The organism is Salipiger sp. HF18, from assembly GCF_011806505.1.
GTDB classification, from domain to species: domain Bacteria; phylum Pseudomonadota; class Alphaproteobacteria; order Rhodobacterales; family Rhodobacteraceae; genus Salipiger; species Salipiger thiooxidans.
In genome coordinates this window covers 1-1,928 of record NZ_JAATOS010000646.1, presented here as the reverse complement: position 1 = coordinate 1,928, position 1,928 = coordinate 1, and the positions used below count along the sequence as shown (strand labels likewise).

Sequence of the window (1,928 nt, the reverse complement as noted above, 5' to 3'; positions counted from 1 at the left end):
TGCAGCGCTCGAGGGTGCGGGCGAGGACATCGGCGCAGATCGCCGCAATGGAAATCGGCCGGCCGCGCATGGAGCCGGAGTTGTCGAGCAGCAGCGTCACCACGGTGTCGCGGAACTCGGTGTCCTTCTCGACCTTGAACGACAGCGGCGTCGTCGGGTTCGCGACCACGCGGGCGAGACGGCCGGCGTCGAGGATGCCTTCCTCGCGGTCGAACTCCCAGCTGCGGTTCTGCTGCGCCTGCAGGCGGCGCTGCAGCTTGTTGGCGAGCCGCGAGACGGCGCCCTTCAGCGGTTCGAGCTGCTGGTCGAGATAGGCGCGCAGCCGCTCGAGTTCCTGCGGTTCGGCCAGCTCCTCGGCGGGGATCTCCTCGTCGTGGGTGCCGTCGTAGACCTTGTAGGTCGGGTCGGCCTCGGAGACCGGGGCGGGGGCGGGCGGCTCCATCGGCGCCTCGCCCTCGGGCATCTCGGTTTCCTCGCCCATCTCCTGGTCGGCCATGTCGTCGGCCGAGACCTGCGCCTGGCTGGCGTCCTGGGTCTCGTCCTGGCTCTGCTCGGGCGAGGCCTCGGCCTCGTCCTGCTGCTGGTCGTCCTGGCCGGTGGAATCGGCTTGTTCCTCCTCGGCACCATCGGGTTCGGCCTCGTCCTGATCCTCGTCGTCGAGCTGATCGGGGTCATCGCCGAGCTGGTCGCCGTAGCCGAGGTCGGTGATCATCTGGCGGGCGAAGCGCGCGAAGGCGGCCTGGTCGGAGAGTTTCTCCTGCAGGTCCTCGAGCGTGCCGCCGGCCTGGTCCTCGATGAAGCCGCGCCACAGTTCCATGACGTGGCTGGCGTCCTTGGGCAGGTCGCGGCCGGTGGCGAGGTGGCGGATCAGGTAGCCCGCGGCCACCGGCAGCGGCGCCTCGGAGGGCTGGGTGATCTGGCCATAGCCGCGGCGCGCGGCCTCGTGGCCGATCTTGGCGTCGATGTTGCCGGCGGTGCCGGGCATGTCGCGCGCGCCCATCGCCTCGCAGCGGGCGGTTTCCATCGCCTCGTAGAGCTCGCGCGCCATGTCGCCCGGTGGGGCGTAGCGGGCGTGGGTGCCGGCGTCGTGGTAGCGGCGATAGAGCGCCAAGGCGTCGGCGGTGCCGCGCGCGAGCAGGACCTCGTCGCGCGTCATCCGGCGCGAGACCTGCGGCAGGCGCATGATGTCGCCCGATACGCCCGACGGGTCGACGGTGTAGTTCACCGTCAGGTCGGAATCGTCGGCCATGACCTTGGTCGCCTCGGCCAGGGCTTTCTTGAAGGGATCTGCGGGGTTGTCGTCATTACGCGCCATAGCCACAGGTTTCGCGCCGCGCGGCGCAATTGGCAAGGGGCAAAGCGGTTGGAATAGCGCGATGGTGCGGTCGGATCAGCGGGTCAGCAGCTCGTGGCAGGGCATGAGGTGGCGCAGGGCGGTGGCGAGCGCCAGCCGGGCGCGGCGTGGGTCCTGGTTGAAGCTTGCGGTGTCGAGCAGGCTCTTGTGTTCGCGGCGGGCGCGGTGGCGCGAGATCGACAGCGCGCGCTGCGCCTCGTCGCCCGGAATCGCGGCGCTGGTCGCCTCGAAAAGCGCGATGGTCCAGTCGCGGCGAAAGGCATAGTTCTCGGCCAGTTGCGCGGTGTCGCCGGCGACCGCCGCCCGCAGGGGCGCCGAGATCAGCGCGAGGGCGGCCAGGAGCCAGAGCAGAGGTCGGGTGCGGCACATGGCGCCACTCTGGGGGCGGAGACGTTACCGTTCGCTGACCCGCCCGTGCGATTCCGCGATGAATCTGCAACGAATTTTAGCGTTCTCCCCGTCCGGGGCCGTAGGTCACTTCGTCCCGGGGGCAGGCAGCAGCGCGTCGCAGCGCGCGCCGATGCGGCGCTGCAGGACGGCGCTCTGGCGGTCGCCCGAAAGCGCGTAGCGGTGC

The 1,928-nt window shown here is 70.6% G+C and carries 2 protein-coding genes; both read right to left on the bottom strand.

Going from position 1 to position 1,928, the window contains the following annotated elements; all coding sequences use genetic code 11:
- The coding region (locus tag HC022_RS25360; protein ID WP_167454236.1) for a cobaltochelatase subunit CobT at positions 1–1,315 on the bottom strand (1,315 nt) is incomplete at its 3' end.
- A gap of 75 nt (positions 1,316–1,390) precedes the next feature.
- On the bottom strand, positions 1,391–1,723 hold the full coding sequence (locus HC022_RS25355; protein ID WP_167454235.1) for a hypothetical protein: 333 nt from the start codon (positions 1,721–1,723) through the stop codon (positions 1,391–1,393).
- Positions 1,724–1,928 lie beyond the last annotated feature (205 nt).

Coding starts and splice junctions, on each gene's coding strand:
- HC022_RS25355 (WP_167454235.1), bottom strand. CDS start 1,723: ATGTGCCGCACCCGACCTCTGCTCTGGCTCCTGGCCGCCCTCGCGCTG.